This window comes from Barnesiella sp. An22, assembly GCF_963931395.1.
Taxonomy (GTDB): domain Bacteria; phylum Bacteroidota; class Bacteroidia; order Bacteroidales; family Barnesiellaceae; genus Barnesiella; species Barnesiella merdigallinarum.
Genome location: NZ_OZ007014.1, coordinates 2476740 through 2496746 on the forward strand (window position 1 = coordinate 2476740; position 20007 = coordinate 2496746).

At 51.1% G+C, this 20007-nt stretch carries 18 protein-coding genes and 1 pseudogene; 10 read left to right on the top strand and 9 right to left on the bottom strand.

Features of this window, described 5'->3' with window-relative positions; translation table 11 throughout:
* Positions 1-385: 385 nt before the first annotated feature.
* Positions 386-649: a hypothetical protein gene (locus ABGT88_RS10315; protein ID WP_346701949.1), complete on the bottom strand. Its 264-nt coding sequence runs from the start codon at positions 647-649 to the stop codon at positions 386-388.
* A gap of 179 nt (positions 650-828) precedes the next feature.
* Here ABGT88_RS10315 and ABGT88_RS10320 point away from each other — a divergent pair, with 179 nt between their 5' ends.
* The gene (locus tag ABGT88_RS10320) at positions 829-2718 is read left to right on the top strand and encodes an ABC-F family ATP-binding cassette domain-containing protein (protein ID WP_346701951.1); all 1890 of its coding nucleotides are present in this window, start codon (positions 829-831) and stop codon (positions 2716-2718) included.
* Positions 2719-2906: 188 nt separating this feature from the next.
* Here the strand turns inward: ABGT88_RS10320 and ABGT88_RS10325 are convergent, their stop codons facing one another.
* On the bottom strand, positions 2907-3722 hold the full coding sequence (locus tag ABGT88_RS10325; protein WP_346701953.1) for a hypothetical protein: 816 nt from the start codon (positions 3720-3722) through the stop codon (positions 2907-2909).
* 85 nt (positions 3723-3807) lie between these two features.
* On the opposite strand from ABGT88_RS10325, the pseudogene ABGT88_RS10330 reads away from it, so the two are divergent.
* A pseudogene (locus tag ABGT88_RS10330) lies at positions 3808-3945 on the top strand (IS982 family transposase); the annotation flags it as partial.
* 135 nt (positions 3946-4080) lie between these two features.
* Here the strand turns inward: ABGT88_RS10330 and ABGT88_RS10335 are convergent.
* Together ABGT88_RS10335 and ABGT88_RS10340 are read right to left on the bottom strand one after the other, a co-directional pair.
* The gene (locus ABGT88_RS10335; protein WP_346701955.1) at positions 4081-4524 is read right to left on the bottom strand and encodes a methylglyoxal synthase; all 444 of its coding nucleotides are present in this window, start codon (positions 4522-4524) and stop codon (positions 4081-4083) included.
* A 12-nt stretch (positions 4525-4536) separates the two neighbouring features.
* Positions 4537-5901, bottom strand: coding sequence for an MATE family efflux transporter (locus ABGT88_RS10340; RefSeq protein WP_087408535.1), 1365 nt, complete (start codon positions 5899-5901; stop codon positions 4537-4539).
* Between the two features lie 418 nt (positions 5902-6319).
* Between ABGT88_RS10340 and ABGT88_RS10345 the strand changes: the two genes are divergently transcribed.
* The 3 genes from ABGT88_RS10345 (at position 6320) to ABGT88_RS10355 (ending at position 9213) form a co-directional block, all read left to right on the top strand.
* Positions 6320-6787, top strand: a complete 468-nt coding sequence (locus ABGT88_RS10345) for a hypothetical protein (protein WP_258327380.1) — start codon at positions 6320-6322, stop codon at positions 6785-6787.
* A 384-nt stretch (positions 6788-7171) separates the two neighbouring features.
* Positions 7172-7750: a hypothetical protein gene (locus tag ABGT88_RS10350; RefSeq protein WP_346701958.1), complete on the top strand. Its 579-nt coding sequence runs from the start codon at positions 7172-7174 to the stop codon at positions 7748-7750.
* Positions 7751-7884: 134 nt separating this feature from the next.
* Positions 7885-9213 carry a protein kinase domain-containing protein gene (locus ABGT88_RS10355; protein ID WP_346701960.1) on the top strand — a complete coding sequence of 443 codons (1329 nt, stop codon included), beginning with the start codon at positions 7885-7887 and terminating at the stop codon, positions 9211-9213.
* 174 nt (positions 9214-9387) lie between these two features.
* Here ABGT88_RS10355 and ABGT88_RS10360 read toward each other — a convergent pair whose 3' ends face one another.
* The 4 genes from ABGT88_RS10360 to nadC form a co-directional block, all read right to left on the bottom strand.
* Complete coding sequence (locus tag ABGT88_RS10360) at positions 9388-9642, bottom strand: hypothetical protein (RefSeq protein ID WP_143240927.1); 255 nt, start codon at positions 9640-9642, stop codon at positions 9388-9390.
* A gap of 551 nt (positions 9643-10193) precedes the next feature.
* Positions 10194-11012, bottom strand: coding sequence for a DUF6591 domain-containing protein (locus tag ABGT88_RS10365; RefSeq protein ID WP_346701962.1), 819 nt, complete (start codon positions 11010-11012; stop codon positions 10194-10196).
* A gap of 145 nt (positions 11013-11157) precedes the next feature.
* A complete protein-coding gene (locus ABGT88_RS10370; protein WP_087408541.1) occupies positions 11158-11466 on the bottom strand; it encodes a TM2 domain-containing protein in 309 nt (102 codons plus the stop codon).
* A 296-nt stretch (positions 11467-11762) separates the two neighbouring features.
* A complete protein-coding gene (gene nadC, locus ABGT88_RS10375; protein WP_087408542.1) occupies positions 11763-12611 on the bottom strand; it encodes a carboxylating nicotinate-nucleotide diphosphorylase in 849 nt (282 codons plus the stop codon).
* A gap of 116 nt (positions 12612-12727) precedes the next feature.
* Between nadC and rlmH the strand changes: the two genes are divergently transcribed.
* On the top strand, positions 12728-13201 hold the full coding sequence (rlmH, locus tag ABGT88_RS10380) for a 23S rRNA (pseudouridine(1915)-N(3))-methyltransferase RlmH (RefSeq protein ID WP_087408543.1): 474 nt from the start codon (positions 12728-12730) through the stop codon (positions 13199-13201).
* Positions 13202-13203: 2 nt separating this feature from the next.
* Positions 13204-13875 (top strand): DUF2490 domain-containing protein, encoded by a 672-nt coding sequence (locus ABGT88_RS10385; protein WP_346701965.1) that lies wholly within the window; start codon positions 13204-13206, stop codon positions 13873-13875.
* Positions 13876-13899: 24 nt separating this feature from the next.
* Here the strand turns inward: ABGT88_RS10385 and hemW are convergent, their stop codons facing one another.
* Positions 13900-15030, bottom strand: coding sequence for a radical SAM family heme chaperone HemW (gene hemW, locus ABGT88_RS10390; protein WP_346701967.1), 1131 nt, complete (start codon positions 15028-15030; stop codon positions 13900-13902).
* A 151-nt stretch (positions 15031-15181) separates the two neighbouring features.
* Here hemW and ABGT88_RS10395 point away from each other — a divergent pair, with 151 nt between their 5' ends.
* From ABGT88_RS10395 to ABGT88_RS10405, 3 genes are all read left to right on the top strand, one after another.
* Positions 15182-17341: a translation factor GTPase family protein gene (locus ABGT88_RS10395; protein ID WP_087408545.1), complete on the top strand. Its 2160-nt coding sequence runs from the start codon at positions 15182-15184 to the stop codon at positions 17339-17341.
* A gap of 234 nt (positions 17342-17575) precedes the next feature.
* The gene (locus tag ABGT88_RS10400) at positions 17576-19117 is read left to right on the top strand and encodes a sensor histidine kinase KdpD (RefSeq protein ID WP_087408546.1); all 1542 of its coding nucleotides are present in this window, start codon (positions 17576-17578) and stop codon (positions 19115-19117) included.
* A gap of 2 nt (positions 19118-19119) precedes the next feature.
* Positions 19120-19830 (top strand): response regulator transcription factor, encoded by a 711-nt coding sequence (locus ABGT88_RS10405; RefSeq protein WP_087408547.1) that lies wholly within the window; start codon positions 19120-19122, stop codon positions 19828-19830.
* The last annotated feature ends 177 nt before the right edge of the window (positions 19831-20007 follow it).

A 20007-nucleotide genomic window follows, 5' to 3' on the forward strand; every position in this document is an offset into this window, starting at 1 on the left:
ACTATTTTATAATGATTATCGAAAATTCATAAGTCTTCCACTACAAATATAGAAAAATAAAACAATATTTTATTATTAAGCAAAAAATGATTATTGAAGTTAAAATTTATCTCAAAAGCTAACATTATGACAGGTTACATTGTTCAATAGAGAAAACCTTGTCAATGGCTCTTGAATACAAACGGGCTTATCTCGTCCTGCCAATTCTCAGCAGGTGAAGACAAGAGCAAACCGGGGCTTCCTCGCCAATTCACCCCCAAGCGACAAGCAAAAAAAATGAAGCAGTAGAATATCAGCGGGGATAAAAAATCAGGGCCTAGTCGACCAAATCAGCAACCCGGCAAAGGCAACGACAGTACGACAAGCCGCCGCAATGGCTGGGCAATCATATAGGATAAATAAAAAAGGAGGAGCTTTTTCCCGCAAGACCTTGCACTTCCGACCAAATGCTTAACAGTCTTGCAATAACGGATAATGTCGGCGTTGTGTGTGTTTTTTTGTGTTTCAGGTAGATAGATAGGATAACAAGATTGGTAGCACTCACGACGATTGCGTCACTGAGCACAATCAAACTTTGCAAAGATAGGACTTTATTCTTAATTGCAACTATTTTTATCGTTATTTTTTTTGCAAAAAAAAGATTTTTCATTCGGTTTTTATCTTCAGACTCAATGACAGAATGGATTCCATGACGATTTTACCAAACATACCGCACAACCCAAACACACGAGACCATGCCCCACCCTCCCCATTTTCACCACCGACCGACAGAGTCATTTGCCCAATCGCTACTTTTGTCGTAAATTTGAGTCCGTTTAACATCAGACTATGATCAGTTACTTACAGATAGAGAATCTTACCAAATCGTTTGGCGACCGCATCTTGTTCGAAAACATATCGTTGGGTATCGGCGAGGGCGACCGCGTGGGACTCATTGCCAAAAACGGAGCGGGCAAAACCACTCTGCTCAATATACTGGCCGGGAAGGAGGATTACGACAACGGGCAAATCACCTGCCGCAACGGATTGCGGGTAGGCTATCTGGAACAGTCGCCCTCGTACGCTCCCGAGCTGACAGTCATCGAAGCCTGCTTCCAATCCGATAACGAAACGGTGCGCCTCATCGCCGACTACGAACGGGCCCTGCAGGCCAACGACCCCGACCGGCTGCAAGAGCTGCTCGACCGCATGGAGCATGCCAAGGCCTGGGACTATGAACAACGGGCCAAACAGATACTCTCGCAACTCAAGATTACCCACTTCGACCAACCGATACGGGAACTTTCGGGCGGACAGTTGAAGCGCCTGGCGCTGGCCAACGTGCTTATTACCGAACCCGACCTGCTGATTCTCGACGAGCCTACCAACCACCTCGACATCGATATGACCGAGTGGCTCGAGGAGTTTCTGCGACGCTCCAACACCACACTGCTCATGGTCACCCACGACCGCTACTTCCTCGACCGGGTGTGCAACCAGATTGTCGAAATCGACGACCACACCCTGTACAGCTACAAGGGCAATTACAGCTACTACCTCGAAAAGCGCGAGGAGCGCATCGAGATACACAATGCCGAGATAGACCGGGCACGCAACCTCATGCGCACCGAGCTGGAATGGATTCGCCGCCAGCCTCAGGCCCGGGGCACCAAAGCCAAATACCGCATCGACGCCTTTGCCGAGTTGCAGGAGAAAGCGCGACGCGAGAAGGCAGCCGGTCAGGTGCGGCTCGAAGTGAAATCGTCGTATATCGGCTCCAAGATTTTCGAGGCCAAGGGTATCACCAAGAGCTTCGGCGACCTGAAGATTATCGAGGACTTCGACTACACCTTCACCCGTTACGAAAAGATGGGTATCGTGGGCAATAACGGTACGGGCAAGTCGACCTTTATCAAGATGCTTATAGGCCAGGTACAGCCCGACCGGGGCCGGTTCGACATCGGCGAGACGGTCAAGTTCGGCTATTACAGCCAGGAGGGCATGCAGTTCAACGACCAGATGAAGGTCATCGACGCCGTGCGCGACATCGCCGAGGAGATTTCACTGGGCGACGGCCGCAAGCTCTCGGCCTCGCAGTTCCTGCAACACTTCCTCTTCACCCCCGAGACCCAGCACAACTACATCTACAAACTGAGCGGCGGCGAGCGGCGGCGACTCTACCTCTGCACGGTACTCATCAGCAACCCCAACTTTCTGGTGCTCGACGAGCCCACCAACGACCTCGACATCGTCACCCTCAACGTGCTCGAAGACTATCTGCGCAACTTCAAGGGGTGTGTGATTGTCGTCTCGCACGACCGCTATTTCATGGACAAGGTGGTCGACCACCTGCTGGTATTCCGGGGAAATGGCGTACTAAAGGATTTTCCCGGCAACTATACCGACTATCGCGAATGGCGCGAGGCTCAGGAGCAGAAGGCCCGCAACGAACAGGCCGAACGCACCCGCCAGGAGAGCAAAAAGGCGGCCCCCGAAAAACGGACCTCTGCCGAGAACAGCCGCCGGCGCCTCTCGTTCAAGGAGAAGAAGGAGCTCGAGCAACTCGAAACAGAGATTGCCGCACTCGAGGAAGAGAAGAAGAGCATCGAGACCGCCCTCTGCAGCGGTACCCTCGGGGTAGACGAGCTGACCGAAAAATCGAAACGGCTGCCCGAGGTCAACGACCTGCTCGACGAGAAGACCCTGCGCTGGCTCGAACTGAGCGAAATCGAGGGATAATTCAACGTGAGTTCGAAATCAGAATTAATATATTTATCTTATTATTAAAGAAAGTCCTGCCTAATATATATTATCTTGATAATATAAGTGTTATGGTCAAAACAATTTGCAAAGCAAATGAGATTGCTCCCACTATTGAGACTTATCCATTTTACTCTTTTAATGACTTTCAAAGATTGCTTTTCAACTTACCTGATTTTTCTTGACTGCAAATATTCTTCCTTACCCGGAAAGTTCCAATTGCCGATAGCGCCTGTGTTGTATCTAAATACAACGCGCGGAGAGTACCGAATGTTACCCGGGTCAGACTCTACACGTTCCTGCTCTTCTTGTGACAGGGCATAGGGATAGATAATGAAATCGTATTTATCCAGAAGGATGCGCCGGAAGCCGATTTCGTAAGGCTCGTCAGAAGATGTTGAAACTGCTATTGAAATGCTATGAATGTCATCCAAGGTGTTCTTTATATCATTCAGATCCGTTCTGTCAAGACCCGATATCATGAGTAAAGAATCAATCTTTTCTTCGCTCGGGTCCCAGTTGTTGCAGCCCTGTTTGTCATCAGTAAATACACTGAAAGCAGATACTTTTCCTTTCTCAAATTCGATATAGATGCTGCGTCCCGGTTCCAGTTGTTGACGGATTTTGTGATAGAGGTCTTCCATTTGTGCATGGTATTTGACATAGTGCCTTTCCATTATATGGGCATCGCATCGGTCGTTGGGGTTAAAAATCCATAGCAGTATTGCCAGAATGTTGGCGACATGCCATGCCAGGAATATTCTTTTGTGCCTGGTATTGAACCTCAATGATTTGAAAACGGATATAACAGAGACAACAAATGCCGGTATGACAAGCAGGAAAGCAAATGCAACAATCAGAATTCCTACTAATTTGTCAACCCACAACAAGATAATTGCTGCCGATACTATAATGACAGATATATATTGTACGATTATCCAAGTGCGGGTTGGTGGTGCTTGCTTTATTCTATCCAGCTTCATGACAGGTTCTTTTGGTTTGTAGCAAAGATAACATATTATGATTAACAATTGTATAATTCATAATAATTTCGCTCTATATAAAATGATAGAACATTCCAGGCTCCGCTCTTTCAACAACTTCATTGTCAACATTCTCTCGGCTATCGCTGCTTACTGTTTCTTCCCTAAAAAGCCATCGGTGGAGATCGATTTTGTTGATGACGGACAGTTGGTACTCTTCTAAATTATTTCGAACTCACGTTAATTCAGCACGCCCCGCATTCTACAACGCCACGAGCGCGGCCCGTACACCACCGGTACAGACCGCGCTCGCGTAAACTACACGTCCGCCTCTCCCCGGGGAGCGACGGGGCAAACATCAACGTTTGAAATAGATATATTTCGGCTCACTGGGCTCATAGGATTCGTCATCCCACAGGGTACTCGTAATCATCAAATCGGCGCTGTACCGGTTGCAGGCAATAGGCACATTGTGCACCCGACACTGACGCAACAGCATCTGTATATCGGCCTCGTGCGGTTGCGGGTTGAGATCGTCGATAAGGAAGATGGCCAAGTCGACCTGATGGCGTACCACCAGTGCGGCAATCTCGGCATCGCCACCCAACGGGCCCGAGTTCATGCAGGTAACATCGGCGGGGATATTCAACTCCTCAAAAGCCTCCTTAACCAGCCGACCAGTCGTACCCGTACACACCAGATGATGATGTGACAGCAACTCGGCATTGTGTTTCACCCATTCCACCATATCGGCTTTACGGTTATCATGCGCAACCAGCGCAATGGTTAATCTCTTTTTCATAGCTCCTTACTTTTAAGATTGAACACTTTGATATTTTCTGTGGATAGACCGCTGGTGTATCATCAGCACCACGACGGCTATCACGAATGCAATGAAATCGGATATGGGCATGCTCCACCACACCCCGTTGGTCGACCAGTAATCGGGCAATATCAGCAGCAACGGCAGCAGGAAAAGCAACTGCCGCGACAGGGAGAGGAATATCGACACCGGCGCCCGCCCTATCGACTGGAAGAAGTTGGAAATCACAATTTGACAACCCACAAAGGGGAACATGGCACAACAGATGCGCAACCCCACCACCGACAAGTCTACCAACTCTTCGCTCGTAGTAAAGAGGGCCACGATGGCATGGGGAAACAACTCGCTCAAGATAAAGCCCACGGTCATTACCGACACTCCAGCCGTGATGCCGTAGCGCAACACCTTGCGCACCCGGTCGTACTGCTTGGCACCGAAGTTGTAACCCACGATAGGCTGCATGCCCTGAGTAATACCCATCACAATCATCACAAAGAGCATGAGCGTGCGGTTCACGATACCGTAGGCACCGATGGCCAGGTCGCCGCCCGTACGCTGCAACGCGTTGTTGATGAAGATCACCACCACGCAGGCACACACGTTCATCAGGAAGGGCGACATGCCTATCGAGAAAATCTTGCCTACCACCCGGGCCTTCAGCCGGGCATAACGGCGGTCGAAGTGAACGAAACTGTTTTTATTGGAAAAGTGCACCAGCACCCACACCATGGCTACCGTTTGCGAAGCTACCGTGGCCAGTGCAGCCCCCCGGATGCCCCAACCCAGCGAGAAGATGAAGATAGGGGCCAATATCACGTTGCACCCCACCGTAAGCAGCGACGAGAGCATGGCCTTGCGGGGATAACCCGTGGCCCGCATCACGTTGTTGAGACCGATAAAGACATAGGTAATGGGGGTACCCAGCAGAATCACCTGCATGAAGTCGCGGGCGTAGGGCAACGTGTCGTGACTGGCACCGAAGAAGAGCAGAATGGGATCGAGAAACAGGAAGGTCAACCCACCGAAGCAGATGGCATTGACAATGCACATGAACAACACATTGTGCACTACCTCGGTAGCCCGCACCTGGTCGCCCTGCCCCAGGAAGATGGAGCTGATGGTGGCACCGCCTATACCCACCAGCGTACAGAAGGCAACCACCAGGTTCATCAACGGGAAAGTAATGGCCAGACCGGCGATAGCCAACGCCCCTACTCCATGGCCGATAAAGATACTGTCGATGATGTTGTAGAGCGATGTAACAGTCATCGCGATAATAGCCGGCACCGAATACTGTACCAACAGTTTACCGATAGGCTCGGAACCGAGAATCAATGGGGAAGTACGATCTGTCATAGTTTTTCCTAATTTCGCAATTATGCCAACAAAAACAGAACCCGATGAGCAAAGCCCTGTTGCAGGCCCCGTTCTATCTTTGTCTCTCCGCGACAAAGGTACAAATTATTCGGCACCCTTGGCATGAACATAAGTATTTTATAACAAATCGGTATTTTTAATAAAACACACAGAGTGCAACAGTTGTTCGCAAACCGCACATGACACACTCGTCTACGACATTATCCCTCTCGCATACACCCCACGCACCATCGCGGTTCATTAAAAAAATTAAATTCTCCGAAAACAGAACTGTTTTTTGCAACTCCTTGTTATATTTGCGAAAGGAACAGGGAGTCTCGGTCACGTACGGCACGCGGCGACAACCCGCAAGAGCCTCCGTTCCAATCTGTTATCCAAACCGTTAATTCAGAAAACAATGAAAAAGCTTTTATTATTGGTTATCATAAGTTTAGCTCTGTTCTCCTGCGAGGGTCCCATGGGTCCGCAAGGTCCGCAGGGAGTACCGGGCGAAGGCATGTACTGGAAATACTACACCTACACCGTGAAGTCGCAAGACTGGGAACTCGTCACCACCGAAGACGGGCTCAACACCTACTACATGTATGTGTTCCAAAATGCCGACATCACCGACGACCTCTACCTCAACGGCTACGTGCTGGGCTACCTGGTACAATCGCCGGGCACCAACGACGAGGTCATCACCCCCCTGCCCTACACCATACACCGGGGCAGCACCGACGCCCAGAGCGGCCAGGAGATGCTCTGGACCGAGACCTATACCTACGACTACATGCCGGGCAGCGTGGCCTTCTATGTGCAATACAGCGACTTTGCCCAACAGCGCCCCGAGGATATGGTATTCCGCCTGGTGCTCAACAATTAGGAATCCTGTAAAACAAAGACAAATAAATCTCATTTCGAGGCTGTACCCGGCAAACGAGTGCGGCCTCGAAGTGTATATGGGCCCTGCCGCTCCTTATATTACTTCCTCCCCGGCTCAATTCAAAATCAGTCTCTCGTTTTTGGCCGGCTATCGAAGCCGGACATAGAAGGACCCACACCGGCCAATAAAAAGGGGAATATCCACTCCCATCCGGCCATACGACCAAACGGATAACCCAGATAACCAAGACAATAAACATCCACCCCAATAAAACGGCTGCAGCCACCACATTTTGAGAAACTTTGCAAATTCGCGGTCCTTTTTGGTTCTTTGTTTGCATCTGTTTGGTTTCTGTAAAGATTATTATCTATCTTCGCTATTGATATGGCAGTACAAACAGATTTACCCCAAATAGCAGCCCTGAAGATAGCTGCAGAAAAGCGTTTCGGTCACAAGATAGAGAGCCGATCCGACTTTACCCTTTTCGGTGCAGAGATTGAACGTGTCACCAACGAACATCTGGCCGACAACACCCTGCGCCGCCTCTGGGGGTGCATCAAAGGGTATAGCACCACCTATACCCGCACGCTCGACGTGCTATGCCGTTACATCGGGTTCAACCACTGGGAGGCATTCTGCAGCCATCTGAAACAGGACTCCAAAACCGAATCGGACATTCTGCAAAGCCATCACTCCATCCGGGTCGAGGAACTCGCCCCGGGCGACCGGCTACGCATCGGGTGGCTGCCCGACCGCGTGTGCATCATCGAATTTCAGGGCGGTCGCACCTTCAAGGCCATCGACTGCAAAAACTCTACCTTGCAAAACGGCGACAGCTTCGAGTGCAGCATACTGATGAAACACTATCCGCTCTTTGTCGACAATCTGGTACATGGGGGCGAACTGTGCCAGCGATATGCCATGGGCCTCGACAACGGGCTGACCATTCTCGAGAAACTGTAATCCGGGTTTACCACCCGGTAACGGCATCGCACCGCTCACCGATTATTGCCTGTCCGCCAATTTCTATTACCATATTTTTTTCAGACTCTCATTATAATCGCTATATTTACTCCCCGAACTACAAATAGCGAATCATGAGGATATATTCCAAGCCCACATACCTGGAAACGGCGCCGTCCGATACGTCCATCACCATTCTGGGGACAATCAGCGAAGGGCGCATGTTCCGCATCTACAAGGCGCAGAAAGGGACCAAGTATATTATCCTCAAGACACCGATTGCCGACGATTCGATGCTGCTCGAGATTCTTCGCCGGGAATACGAGCTGTCCTGTAACCTGAATCACCCCTGCATTGTCAACACCCTGGAGTTCAACCCCAGCACCCCCGTGGGGCCGGCCATTGTCATGGAATATATCGACGGCCTGACGCTCGACGAATTTGTGGCGACCAATCCCACTCTGGATGAGCGCAAGTCGGTGCTCAACGACATTCTCGATGGGATGGACTACCTGCACCACCGCGGCATCATACACAACGACCTGAAGCCCGACAACATCATTGTCAACGGCAACAAGGCGGCCCGCATCATCGATTTCGGGTTCTCGGCCAGCGCCGACAGCGCCTACAAAGGCTACATCGGCGGCTCCGACGGATACACCGCCCCCGAGATTCTCAACGGCACCGGGTCGGCCGGGACGACCTCCGACATCTTCACGCTCGGCCGCCTGATAAACCTGATTTTCGGAGGCCGCAAATATGTGCATATAGCCCGCCGGTGCAGCCAGACAGACCCGTCGGAACGGCCCCGGAACATACAGGCCCTGCGTGCCCTGATCAAACGCCGGGACCGCCAGCCGCTCATCATTGCATCGGTCGCCGCCGTGCTCATCGTGGCCGCATCGGTCACGGCATCCCTTATCCATCGGCACAACGAAACGATGCAAATCGAGCAACGCATTACCCAAGGCATCGACTCGGTATATCAGAAAACGGCCAATAAAATCAAGGCACAGACCCTGCAGGACTCTATCCAAACCGAAAAGCAGATTGTCGAAAAAGTAGCCTCCTATACCCAGGAGACCGAGCAGGCCCGACTCGCCCAAAAGCTGCAACGCCGGGAAGTGCTCCGCAAGCGTTTCGAAAAAGAATTCGCCCCCTATTACGAACCGGCAATTGCCCAGATAAAAAAACAGAAATACAAGGAAATGGCTATCATGTACGCCGGTCCCTATTACAGATTCACGATGCCCTACCTGAAATCGATTGTGCAGAAATATCCGCCACACCCCGACGGCACGGTATCGGAAGAGACCGACGTGGCATTTGCGGTATACACCCGCCAACATAGCACCCTCGACTCGCTGTGCTACTCGCTGCCCTCCGTCAACACCCTCCCACCCACACAGCACGACTCGCTCGTACGCGTAATGGTCCAATTGGGCAAGAAGCTGGGGTTCTGACCACTCGCAAACAAAACGAGCCCCGACTTTACAATCGGAGCCCGTTCCTCTTTTCACGACGTTGATATTAAATTATACAACAATCCCCTGTGAGTAGCAGTAAAATATACAAAAAACAAAACATTAACACCTGTAAATTTTCATCTCTTCAGCAATGTGACAATCAACGCGCTATTACATGAATTGTATCCACTTCACCAGCTTGTTATTGGCATCGAAATAGAAGTAGCAATAATCTTTGTTGTTATTGACCTCATAGTGGTAATCGCCAAAGATGTTATACTCTTTCTTCATGTCCAGGAACTTCAAGGAGTAGCATTTGAGTCCACCTTTATTACCCATAAAGACGAACCGGCTCGTACCGATTTTGGAGGCATACTCTTCCACGGCCGATTTCGGCATACCCTTATAGAAGTCGTTGAAAACCATAGACTCCGCTGTTTTGTAAATGGAACATCTGGTTTTACCGTCCTTCGTAGCCAACACGGCACATATAATGGGCTTTTCCACACTTCCCCGACAAATAGCATATATATCCATCTCCTTCATATGAAGCAAAAAGATTTTCCCCGAGACAAAAAAATTAAAAGACTGGAGCATATCCTGTGATTTCAAATATTGCAAGGTCTCCCCCGAGAAAGTAGGTATCAGCCGCACCGTCTTACCCAACTCGCCAAAATCATCGATTTCCCAAGTCATTCTATCGCAGAGTATCGGTTGGTTGTTAACGATAAGAGCTTCTATGGGCAAACTGATAGGAGTTGTCCCTTCAATAATATCAAAATCGTCGTATGCAAACAGGCTTACCGAAGTTAACAGCCCCACCAGCAAAAACAAAATTTTTTTCATAACCGAATATTTAATGTGTGTATATCAATCTGCATAACTCTCCGGCACCCCATCGCCCGCCGAGGCGTGAACACCCGGCATCCACGGAATTGTCTGCCGGGGCTCACTCCTCGAGATGCGATGAAAAAAGGTTAGTTCATCTCCTGTACCGCCTGAAGCATCTTTTGGTTAATCTCATTGAATCGGCTTAACTGAGCAGGAGACAATTTGCTCGTAGCATCCGCCATTTTCTGGCTGACCTCCTGAGCCTTGCTCATATAACTCGTATACTCCGACACGGCACTCAAATCGCCGGCACTAGCCTTTTTCAGTAACGAGATGTACATATCGACATACTCTTCATACGAATCCAGCAGGGAATCCCAATCTTCTGAACCGCTATCGCTGGAAACTGCTGCATCGCTGGAAAAGTCAGAACTGCCATCCCATTCAATATACTCGCCATCTTCGTTTTCTATAACTATATTGGCAGCTTCATAAGGAGTAAACTGAGTAACTTTTTCAAAGACTTTAGCCTTCTTAGCTTCGTTATATGAACATTCAAAAATTATATCGGCTGTACTCCCCTCATCTCCTGTAAGGAGGTTTTTCAGTTTAAGTTCATCTTCGTCTCTTACTTCCAAGTCGAAAAGTTCGTTCCCATTTTTATCTACAAGATTAATCTCAGCTCCATTATAAACATCCTCAAAGTCAATATCATTGGGATCTACATTCTTAAGGCCACTTCTTACCATCTGCAAGGTAACCTTGAGATAGATACTCTTAGTACTATCTTCATCTTCTACGATGCTCAGCTCGGCAGGTTTATCTGCTACGACCAAACATTTTGACACGGTTCCCGAAAGGAATTTAGTATCTGTGGGTTTAATTTTGGAACCATCAGATTCCGAACAAGATGCCATCATAGCCACAATAGCGGCAAGTCCAAATACAAAAAGAGTCTTTTTCATAATAGTTTTGTTTAATTTGATAATTTTGTTTAATACAGATAGTTATTTAGATTTTGTCTTTACTGCCTTTATATTACAGATTGGGGATAAATTACCCGTGACACGCCATCAAACATCTCACGGTTCAAGCAGATTTCTGTTCGTCTTACCAATTCAGCAAGGTACGCCCCTCTTTGTCGGTGAACTTACCGGCCAAGATCATAATCCAGTCGATGAAGGTCCAAATGCCCAATCCACCGAGCGTGAACAACATCGCTATGGCCGTTCCCGTTTTCCCTACATAGAAACGGTGTGCACCCAGACTACCTAAAAAGAAACAGAAGAGGAAAGCAACCAAACGGCTCTTCTCACTGGCTCCCGACTTTACATCGCTATTGATTCCTGTAGGTGTTCCACATTTGGGGCAAGCTACCGAACCTTCTTCAAGGTTAGCTCCACATTTTTGACAATACATAGTTTTTAATATTTAAGGTGAATACTAATAAATGTTGATTTTTCTGCAAATATCCATATTCACCCTTAAAATACCATAGCCCTTTTTGGGCCTACTTTTAGGGCTACGAATCATATCTACCTCATTTTCAATAATAAATATACCTAAATACATAGTCCTATCCCGGGAACATGCAGGACCTCCCCCCGGGTGCAGAGCCACGCATCCCCTACCGCGCGGCACAAGGCAGAAAACAAAAGCGCCCTGAAAGTATTGTAACTTTCAGGGCGCTGCCTATTGATAAAACGATTATTTGCTTAACAAGCCTTGAAGCTCATGTCGAGCCCTTTCACCGAGTGGGTGAGCGCACCCACCGAGATGAAGTCGACGCCACACTCGGCATAGTCGCGGATGGTGTCGTAGGTGATACCGCCCGACGACTCGGTTTCATATTTGCCGCCGACAATTTTCACCGCCTCGCGAGTGAGCTCGGGCGAGAAGTTGTCGAGCATGATGCGGTCGACGCCGCCCACGCGCATCACTTCGCGCAACTCGTCGAGATTGCGCACCTCGATTTCGATTTTCAGGTCTTTGCCTTTCTCTTTCAGATAGTGGTGACAGCGGGTGATGGCATTCTCGATACCGCCGGCAAAGTCGACGTGATTGTCTTTCAACAGAATCATGTCGAAGAGTCCGATGCGGTGGTTCACCCCGCCGCCTATCTTCACGGCAGCCTTCTCGAGCATGCGCATGCCCGGGGTAGTCTTGCGGGTGTCGAGTATGCGGGTGTGCAGTCCCTCGAGCCGCTTCACATAGCGGCGGGTCATGGTGGCGATACCACTCATGCGCTGCATCACGTTGAGCATGAGGCGCTCGGTCTGCAACAGCGACTGGATGCGCCCCTCGACTACAAAAGCCACATCGCCGGGTTTTACCTCGGCACCGTCTTCGATATAGACGGTCATCTTCAACTCGGGGTCGAAGCGGTGGAATATCTCGCGGGCTACCTCTACACCGGCCAATACGCCGGGCTCCTTAATCAGCAATTTCGATTTTCCCATGGCCGTTGCGGGTATACAACACAAGGTCGTGTGGTCACCGTCGCCTATATCCTCGGCAAATGCCAGGTCGATCAACTCGTCGACCAACTGCTCGGTAGTTTTCATATCTTTCTCTTTTTATATTTTTTAAACAACCGCAAAGATAACACAAGGGAAAGAGCAAAACAAGTTTGATTTTACTCTTTGTTTATAGTAATTTTGCAGAAAATTTACAAAACAGCATGAAAATATCGCTACTGGTCGTAGGAAAAACGGTGGAACCGTACTTTGTCGCTGGCATCGAGGAGTACAGCAAACGGCTCGCGCACTATGTGCCGTTCGAGACGATTGTCATCCCCGAACTGCGCAACACCAAAAGCCTCAGCACCGACCAGCAAAAGGAACGGGAGGCCGACCTCATCCTGAAGGCGCTGCAGCCCGGCGACTACATCGTGCTGCTCGACGAGCACGGCAAGGAGTTCACCTCGATGCAGTTTGCCGCCTATCTCGAAAAGAAGATGGCCAACGTGGCCAGACGGCTGGTCTTCGTCGTGGGGGGCCCCTACGGATTTTCCGACCGCATCTACCAGACGGCTCACGAAAAGATTTCGCTCTCGAAGATGACCTATTCGCACCAGATGATTCGCCTCATCTTCACCGAACAACTCTACCGGGCCATGACTATTCTCAACAACGAACCTTATCATCACGAATAAGCATGAAACGGTTTTTCTACCAATCAATCCTCACCGCAGCCCTGTTGCTGGCCTGCACCGCCCCGGAGGCCCATGCCCGGGAATACAGCAGTCAGGTGGGCTCGTTGTGGAACTTCACCGTGTCGAAACAGTTCGGCCGGGTGAACCTGCAACTGCAGCAAAACGTATGGACTCTGGGCAAATACTACGAGCGCTACATGCCCATCTTCACGGTATCGTATACCGCCATACCCAAGTATTTGAAATTGAACGTGCTCTACTATTACATGAACCAGCAGACTCCCCCGGGCACCTACAAGAACCGCAACCGGTACCACCTGGGGGCTACCTTCTCCTACCCGGTGAACCGGTGGTCCATGTCGCTCAGCTCGCGATTTGAGTCGACCTACACGGTGGGCACCAGCAAACCGGTGAACAAGTGGCGGAACAAGTTGCTCTTCAGCTACGCCATCCCCGACAGTCGCTGGACCCCCTTCTTCCACGCCGACATATTCCTCATGCTCAACGGCAGCCACGCCGGTGAGTTCGACCGGGTATGGTACGACGCCGGAGTCGAATACCGCATCGACAGCAAAAACGCCATCGAGTGCAAGGTGCGTGAGGAGCACCTCATCAGCACGGCTCCCCAGCAACTCAACACCTTTATTTCATTTGGCTATAAGCTGAAGCTGTAAGCAGAGAGGAAGAGACATCACCCCTTAATCGACCCAGAAGAGGTCGCTCATCACATCGTCGGAGGTGAAGATACCCTGGCGGGTAATACGCATCACACCGTTGTCGATAGCGAGCCGTCCGCCCCGCAAGTGCGGCTGTGCCTGCTCGAGACAATATTGCAGACGCTCCTCGCCGAAGTCGGCCCGCAACCGTTCCAAATCGAGACCCCAGCAGGTGCGCAGCGAGGTAAGGATACGCTCGTTGTAGAGGCTGTCGCGGCTCTCGCGCTCCTCGTCGCAGGCCGTTCGCCCCGACTCGACAGCCTCGACATACCTGCGCAACGAAGCGGGATTGATGCGCCGCACCCGACCGTCGTAGCTGTGAGCCGCCGCACCAAGCCCCAGGTAGGGCACCCCGGTCCAGTACGAGGTATTGTGCCGGGCATACCGCCGGTCGCGGGCAAAATTGGAAATCTCGTAGTGCTCATATCCGGCAGCGGCCAGCCGGTCTATCAGTTCGTCGAACATCCGCAGCGACAACTCCTCGTCACACTCCTTCACCTCGCCCCGCTCGCGCATGCGCCACAGGGCCGTGCCCACCTCATAAATAAGACTGTAAGCCGAGATATGCGGCACGCCCAGCGATACCGCCTGTTGCAGATTGGCCTGCCATCCCTCGAGGGTCTGGCCCGGCAGTCCATAGATGAGGTCGATGCTGAGGTTGTCGTAGCCGGTCGCCTGGCAAAGCTCCACCGCCTCGACAGCCCCCCGGGCCGTATGGCGCCGGCGCAGGAAGGCCAGGTCGGCATCGGAGAAACTCTGCACACCCATACTCAAGCGGTTGACCGGCGTATCGGCCAGCGACGCGACAAACTCGGGAGTCACATCATCGGGATTCGCCTCGAGGGTCACCTCGCTGCACGCCCCCCAGTCGACCACCGTCGAGAGGGCGTCGAACAGTCGGGCCCGCTCGGCCACCGTGAGCGTCGAGGGTGTCCCCCCGCCCAGATAGACGGTCGACACCGGCTCTCCCCCCAGCTCGTCGCGACGCAACTGCAGTTCGCGGCACACCGCCTCGACATAGCGCCCGCGCCACGACGAGTCGGTCGACGAAAAGAAGTCGCAATAGACACAGCGACTCGTACAAAACGGAATATGTATATAGATACCAGCCATCAAGGTGCAAAAGTACAAAACTTCGATTCACAAACAATGTTTTGTAACATAGTTTGCACCGTTGCTTTTTCGGAATATAATTTCTAATTTGCGAACGCTTTGTTTCAAACGCGCTACAAGCGTTCTTGTTTTATCAAAAAACTTTAATATCATGAAAGTTTACCAATCTCACGAAATCAAAAACATCTCCCTCTTGGGAAGTAAAGGCTCGGGTAAGACCACCCTCGCAGAAGCTATGCTCTACGAGTGTGGTGTAATAAAACGCCGCGGGACCGTCGAAGGTAAGAACACCGTATCGGACTATTTCCCTGTGGAAAAAGAGTATGGATACTCGGTATTTTCCACAGTTTTTTATGCCGAATTTTTAGGAAAGAAACTAAACGTGATCGACTGCCCGGGAGCCGACGACTTCGTGGGTAGCGCCATCACCGCCCTCAATGTAACGGATACGGGAGTCATCGTCATCGACTCGCAATACGGTGTCGAGGTAGGAACTCAAAACATCTTCCGTACAGCCGAAAGCCTGAATAAACCCATTCTTTTCGCCATGAACCAACTCGACGGCGAAAAGGCCGATTACGAAAACGTAATCCACCAGATGCGCGAGACATTCGGCAACCGAATCGTTCAAGTGCAATACCCGCTCAGTTGCGGACCGTCGTTCAACGCCATGATCGACGTACTGCTTATGAAAATGTATAGCTGGTCGCCCGAAGGCGGCAAGCCCACCATATCGGACATTCCCGAAAGCGAAATGGAAAAAGCTCGGGAACTGAATCAAAAACTGGTCGAAGCCGCTGCCGAAAACGACGAGACCCTGATGGAGAAATTCTTCGAGCAAGGCTCCTTGACCGAAGACGAGATGCGCGAAGGTATCCGCAAGGGATTGGTAACGCGCAGCATCTACCCCGTATTCTGCGTGAGCGCCCTGCGCGACATGGGTGTGCGTCGTATGATGGAGTTCCTCGGCAACGTGGTTCCCTTCGTATCGGAGATGCCCAAACCCGTGAACACTGCAGGCGAAGAGGTAGCCCCCGACGCCAACGGCCCCACGAGCCTCTTCTGCTTCAAGACAACAGTCGAGCCCCACATCGGCGAGGTCTCCTACTTCAAAGTCATGTCGGGTACGGTACATCAGGGCGACGACCTCGTGAACGTAGATCGTGGCGACGGCCGCGAGCGGTTGGCCCAGCTCTTCTGCGTGTGCGGCCAGATACGCACCCCGGTCGAAGAACTCCAGGCAGGCGACATCGGCGCTTCGGTCAAGCTCAAAGACGTGCGCACGGGCAACACCCTCAATGCCAAAGGCTGTGAATATCACTTCGACTTCATCAAATACCCGGCTCCCAAATACCAGCGGGCCATCAAGCCGGTCAACGAGGCCGATGCCGAGAAGCTGAGCGAAATCCTCACCCGCATGCACGAAGAGGACCCCACCTGGCAAATCGAGCAATCGAAAGAGCTGAAACAGACCATCGTCTCGGGACAGGGCGAATTCCACCTGCGCACCCTCAAATGGCGTATCGAAAACAACGACAAACTCGCTGTCGAATTCATCGAGCCGCGCATCCCCTATCGCGAAACCATTACCAAGGCTGCCCGTGCCGACTACCGCCACAAGAAACAGTCGGGTGGTGCCGGACAGTTCGGCGAGGTTCACCTCATCGTCGAGCCCTACTACGAAGGCATGCCGGCACCCGACACCTACAAGTTCAACAACCAGGAGTACCGCATGAACGTGCGCGACACCCAGACCATCGACCTCGAGTGGGGCGGCAAGCTGGTGGTTTGCAACTGTATCGTGGGTGGTGCCATCGATGCCCGCTTTATCCCGGCCATCGTCAAGGGATTGATGGACCGCATGGAGCAAGGCCCCCTCACCGGCTCGTATGCCCGCGACGTGCGTGTATGTATCTACGACGGTAAGATGCACCCGGTAGACTCGAACGAAATCTCCTTCCGCCTGGCCGGCCGCAACGCCTTCAGCGAAGCCTTCCGCAACGCCGGGCCCAAGATTCTCGAGCCCGTTTACGACGTAGAGGTGCTCACCCCGTCGGATGTCATGGGCGATGTGATGAGCGACCTGCAAGGGCGCCGCGCCATCATCATGGGTATGGCCAGCGAAAAGGGTTTCGAAAAGATTACCGCCAAGGTACCCTTGAAAGAGATGTCGTCCTACTCGACCGCACTCAGCTCGATTACCGGCGGCCGCTCGTCGTTCTCGATGAAATTCGCCTCGTACGAACTCGTTCCTTCCGACGTTCAAGAGAAGCTGCTCAAGGCCTACGAAGCTGAACAAACCGACGAATAAAGCCCCGTTTTGTTAAATAATTAAAAAGCCACTGGTTTTTCCCAGTGGCTTTTTTGCATATAAACACTTATTTGTTAAATTTGCGGGAAAGTGTTAAACAATAAGCTTTTATAGGTTTTCATAAAATAAAACAAAAATAGCGGATTCGGTGTTTATGTAATAAATTTGTGCAAATGATGTAAAAAACACAAGCACCGCACCCGTTCAACCGGAAAAAACAAAGAGGCAAACGCAATGAAAAAGTCAACAATCTGGCTACTGGCCATCATTATGGCACTCACGTTTATCGGGTTGCTCTATATACAAATCATGTATATGGAGAACATGATAAAAATGAGGAACGAGCAATTTACCGAAGCCGTTAAACGGAGCCTGTATGCGGTATCGACAAGCCTCGAACTGGACGAAACGCAACGCTATCTGGACGAGTACCTGGAAGAAGAGGAAAAGAAAATGCTCTCCTCTTACGAACAGAGAAACGACCAGCAAGACATCACTACGCACCATCAGTTCTCCATCGTGTCGCCCGACGGTTCGGTGGCGAGCTTCTCTTTCCGCGAGCAGACGAGCACCATCATCACCCCGGCAGCTCCGCAGCCCAAGGACCACAACACCCTCATCAGCACCTACCGCAACATGCAAGAGGCCCGCAAGGGACAATACCTCTACCAGAAGGGGCTGCTCAACGAGGTGATACTCAACATGCTCAGCAAGGCCAGCACGCGGCCCGTGATGGAGCGTATCGACATCAAGAAACTCGAGACCTACCTGAAATCGGAGTTTGAGAACAACGGGCTCAACCTGCCGTTCCAGTTTGCCATCTACAACAAGAACGAAAAGATTCTTTACAGTTCCAACCAGTACGATCCCAAGATCGAAGGGAACCTCTTCACCCAGGCCATCTTCCCCAACGATCCGCCGGCCCGTATCAACTACCTGAAGGTCTACTTCCCCACCAAGCGGAACTACATATCGAGCTCGGTCAAGTTCATGATACCCTCGTTTGCCTTCACCTTCATCCTGTTGGTAACCTTCCTGTTTACCATCATCGTAGCCTTCCGCCAGAAGAAGCTCACCGAGATGAAAAACGACTTTATCAACAACATGACCCACGAGTTCAAGACCCCTATCTCGACCATATCGCTGGCGGCCCAGATGCTCAACGACCCCTCGGTGGCCAAGAGCCCGGCCCTGTTCCAGCACATCTCGGGCGTCATCAACGACGAGACCAAGCGGCTGCGCTTCCAGGTCGAGAAGGTGCTGCAGATGTCGATGTTTGACCGGCAGAAGACGCTGATGAAACTGCACAACGTCGACGTGAACGACATCGTGACCAGCGTAATGAGCACCTTCAAACTGAAGGTCGAGAAGTATGGCGGCGTAATCGACGCCGACCTCGAAGCCGAAGATGCCATCGTATCGGTCGATGAGATGCACTTTACCAACGTCATCTTCAACCTGCTCGACAACGCCGTGAAATACCGCCGCGAAGAGGAGCCCCTCTCGCTCTTCATCCGCACCCGCACCATCGGCGACAAGGTCGAGATTTCGATTCGCGACAACGGTATAGGCATCAAACGGGAAGACCTGAAAAAGATATTCGACAAGTTCTATCGCGTATCTACCGGCAACCGCCACGACGTGAAAGGTTTCGGACTGGGCCTCGCCTACGTCCACAAAATCATCACCGACCTCAAGGGCGACATCCGCGTAGAGAGCGAGATTAACCAAGGTTCGACATTTATAATTACACTACCACTAATAAAAAACAAATGATTATGGAAGAAAGATTGCGTATTCTACTCTGCGAAGATGATGAGAATCTGGGCATGCTGTTAAGAGAGTATCTGCAAGCCAAAGGCTATGCCGCCGACCTCTTCTCCGACGGTGAAAGCGGATACAAGGCATTCCTCAAAGGCAAATATGACCTGTGCGTGCTCGACGTGATGATGCCTAAAAAAGACGGATTCACACTGGCCCAAGAGATTCGTACCGTAAACAGCGAAGTCCCCATCATATTCTTGACTGCCAAGTCGCTTAAAGAAGACATCCTCGAAGGTTTCAAAATCGGTGCCGACGACTATATCACCAAGCCCTTCAGCATGGAAGAGCTCGTGTTCCGTATCGAAGCCATCCTGCGCCGCGTAAAGGGCAAGAAGGGCAAAGAGGTGACCATGTACAAGATCGGACGCTTCACCTTCGATACCCAGAAACAGGTTCTCGCCATCGACGACAAAAGCACCAAACTCACCACCAAGGAGTCGGAGCTGCTCAGCCTCCTGTGCGCTCACGTCAACGAGATTCTCGAGCGGAACTTCGCCCTCAAGACCATCTGGATCGACGACAACTACTTCAACGCACGAAGCATGGATGTTTACATCACCAAACTGCGTAAACACCTCAAAGACGACCCGTCGATCGAAATCATCAACATCCACGGCAAGGGCTACAAACTCATTGCCCCCGATGTAGAAGCCAAAACGAAATAAACCTCGTCTGCACAAACTCCTGAAAAGGCGGCCCGCAAAGCCGCCTTTTCTTATGTCCGACAGCCTGGTCCGGAGCCGACACGACACACCCCGGCCATCAATTCATCGTCTTAAAATTTGTTTCTACCTCGGGGGTACACTATCTTTGCAACCAAACCACATCAAACGAAAAAAAAA

What these genes read in the sequence shown, in the direction of transcription:
- ABGT88_RS10315 (WP_346701949.1), bottom strand. Translation starts at nt 649, where the DNA reads ATGAAAAATCTTTTTTTTGCAAAAAAAATAACGATAAAAATAGTTGCA.
- ABGT88_RS10400 (WP_087408546.1), top strand. Translation starts at nt 17,576, where the DNA reads ATGAAAAAGTCAACAATCTGGCTACTGGCCATCATTATGGCACTCACG.
- ABGT88_RS10335 (WP_346701955.1), bottom strand. Translation starts at nt 4,524, where the DNA reads ATGAAAAAGAGATTAACCATTGCGCTGGTTGCGCATGATAACCGTAAA.
- ABGT88_RS10385 (WP_346701965.1), top strand. Translation starts at nt 13,204, where the DNA reads ATGAAACGGTTTTTCTACCAATCAATCCTCACCGCAGCCCTGTTGCTG.
- ABGT88_RS10320 (WP_346701951.1), top strand. Translation starts at nt 829, where the DNA reads ATGATCAGTTACTTACAGATAGAGAATCTTACCAAATCGTTTGGCGAC.
- rlmH (WP_087408543.1), top strand. Translation starts at nt 12,728, where the DNA reads ATGAAAATATCGCTACTGGTCGTAGGAAAAACGGTGGAACCGTACTTT.
- ABGT88_RS10345 (WP_258327380.1), top strand. Translation starts at nt 6,320, where the DNA reads ATGAAAAAGCTTTTATTATTGGTTATCATAAGTTTAGCTCTGTTCTCC.
- ABGT88_RS10405 (WP_087408547.1), top strand. Translation starts at nt 19,120, where the DNA reads ATGGAAGAAAGATTGCGTATTCTACTCTGCGAAGATGATGAGAATCTG.
- ABGT88_RS10370 (WP_087408541.1), bottom strand. Translation starts at nt 11,466, where the DNA reads ATGTATTGTCAAAAATGTGGAGCTAACCTTGAAGAAGGTTCGGTAGCT.
- ABGT88_RS10350 (WP_346701958.1), top strand. Translation starts at nt 7,172, where the DNA reads ATGGCAGTACAAACAGATTTACCCCAAATAGCAGCCCTGAAGATAGCT.
- ABGT88_RS10325 (WP_346701953.1), bottom strand. Translation starts at nt 3,722, where the DNA reads ATGAAGCTGGATAGAATAAAGCAAGCACCACCAACCCGCACTTGGATA.
- ABGT88_RS10365 (WP_346701962.1), bottom strand. Translation starts at nt 11,012, where the DNA reads ATGAAAAAGACTCTTTTTGTATTTGGACTTGCCGCTATTGTGGCTATG.
- hemW (WP_346701967.1), bottom strand. Translation starts at nt 15,030, where the DNA reads ATGGCTGGTATCTATATACATATTCCGTTTTGTACGAGTCGCTGTGTC.
- nadC (WP_087408542.1), bottom strand. Translation starts at nt 12,611, where the DNA reads ATGAAAACTACCGAGCAGTTGGTCGACGAGTTGATCGACCTGGCATTT.
- ABGT88_RS10395 (WP_087408545.1), top strand. Translation starts at nt 15,182, where the DNA reads ATGAAAGTTTACCAATCTCACGAAATCAAAAACATCTCCCTCTTGGGA.
- ABGT88_RS10360 (WP_143240927.1), bottom strand. Translation starts at nt 9,642, where the DNA reads ATGGTTTTCAACGACTTCTATAAGGGTATGCCGAAATCGGCCGTGGAA.
- ABGT88_RS10355 (WP_346701960.1), top strand. Translation starts at nt 7,885, where the DNA reads ATGAGGATATATTCCAAGCCCACATACCTGGAAACGGCGCCGTCCGAT.
- ABGT88_RS10340 (WP_087408535.1), bottom strand. Translation starts at nt 5,901, where the DNA reads ATGACAGATCGTACTTCCCCATTGATTCTCGGTTCCGAGCCTATCGGT.